The sequence below is a fragment of the Dolichospermum sp. UHCC 0260 genome, from assembly GCF_009711985.1.
GTDB classification, from domain to species: Bacteria; Cyanobacteriota; Cyanobacteriia; order Cyanobacteriales; family Nostocaceae; genus Dolichospermum; species Dolichospermum lemmermannii.
In genome coordinates, this window is sequence record NZ_VIKZ01000051.1 from 31,715 (window position 1) to 33,412 (window position 1,698).

Annotated in this window: 1 protein-coding gene and 1 pseudogene; one reads left to right on the forward strand and one right to left on the reverse strand. The window is 36.1% G+C overall.

Translation table 11 applies throughout. From position 1 onward, the window contains the following. The coding region (locus tag FJR08_RS17940) for a glycosyltransferase (RefSeq protein ID WP_168634087.1) at window positions 1-1,251 on the forward strand (1,251 nt) is incomplete at its 5' end. A gap of 253 nt (window positions 1,252-1,504) precedes the next feature. On the opposite strand, the pseudogene FJR08_RS17945 reads toward FJR08_RS17940, so the two are convergent. After that, window positions 1,505-1,698 (reverse strand): annotated as a pseudogene (locus tag FJR08_RS17945) (hypothetical protein); the annotation flags it as partial.

Sequence of the window (1,698 nt, forward strand, 5' to 3'; positions counted from 1 at the left end):
AAACCTCTTCGCATTGCCTTATTTACAGGATTATATGCTCCATTTTTAACAGGAGTTTCTGTTGCTGTACATCAACGAGTTCACTGGCTTTTAAAACAAGGGCATGAAGTTTTTCTAATTCACCCAGAAATTAATGATAAATACCCTAAACAAGTTGGTAATCGTCCCATGTCGGGAATAGAGGAACTAGAATCTTTTATCAATTTTTCTTCTTACTCATTTCCCACAGAACCACTGATATTTTATAAATCCTTACCTCAACCATTAAGCTATCGTCATTGGAGTGATACAAAATTACTTAATCACTTCCAACCTGATATTATTGTTGTGGAAGAAGCCCCACAAATGAGAGGTTTATATTCTGGTTTCTTACAAGGTTATGGACGTTCTGTGGGAGTGAAATATGCCAAAAAAACAAACACACCTATTATTTCCATTTTTCACACAGATATCATTGCCTATATCCAATATTACTTCGGTAATATGTTCTTTAATTTGGTGCGTCCTCTCCTACCAATTCTAGTTAAACAATTTAGTGAAACTTACGATTTGAGTTTATTTTCATCCCGTGAGCAATTAACTAAATACCAAAAACTAAAAGCTCAACGGAGTGAATATCTCCCCTATCAAGGAATTGATTGCGAGAAATTTCACCCCCGCAATATTTCTTATGATCCAATTCCTGATGATAAACGCCCAACTATTTTATTTGTAGGACGTATTACCGCAGAAAAAAATGTTAATCAACTTTTAGACATTTATCCGCTCATTGCTGACAAAATTCCTAATGTGCATTTAGTAATTGTGGGTAGTGGTCCCTTGGATGCAGAAATTCGCCGTCGGGCTGAAAAATTCCCCAATGGTGTCACAATTTGGGGTGAATCTCATGGTAAAGAACTTTTAGGTTGGTTTGCAAAAGCAGATATATTTGTCAACCCTTCTGTCACCGAAAATTTCTGTACCACAACCAACGAAGCCTTAGCTTCTGGAACTCCCGTAGTGGCTGTTGTTGCCCCTTCAACCGCTGAACAGGTAATTTCTGGAGTGAATGGTTTTCTAGCTGCACCTAATAGCCCTCAAGACTTTGCTCAAAAAGTCATCACAATTTTGGAAAATCCTGACCTCAAAAATCAATTGACTGCACAAGCTCGTCCTTCAATTCTGGAATTTGATTGGTCAGCTTGTACACAAAAGTTTGAAAACAAGCTCTACGAATTAGTTAACATCCGGGAAAAGAGAGATGTTATTTAATTATTAGTAAATTGGTCAAGCAGATTCTAAAAACTCCCAAAGTAGCTACTGATATCAAAATACCTCTGATCATGAGTGACAACTTCAGGAAATGGGTAAATTATCAAGCTATCTTTGACTAAAATAGGAGAAATTCAAAAAGCTTACAGCTTTAAAAGCTCTATTCCCCTATTTACTGGGAGTATCCACTGTTGAAAAAGGCGATCTACAAAAAGTGGATGCTCCCTACCTAATCCAAGAATAATCTTAATATTTACCAAAAAGCTTGGGCTGTAGAACCTTGTAAAATATCAGGATTATTTGAACTTTTTTGTCGTATTTGATGGGAACTAATTAAAGCGATCACCAGAGAATTCACATTTTTAACAATACTGGATAAAGTAATTTTCCTATTATCTATTAATGCCTCTAAAAAATCTAGCGATTTTGTCACCTCAGCAATTACCC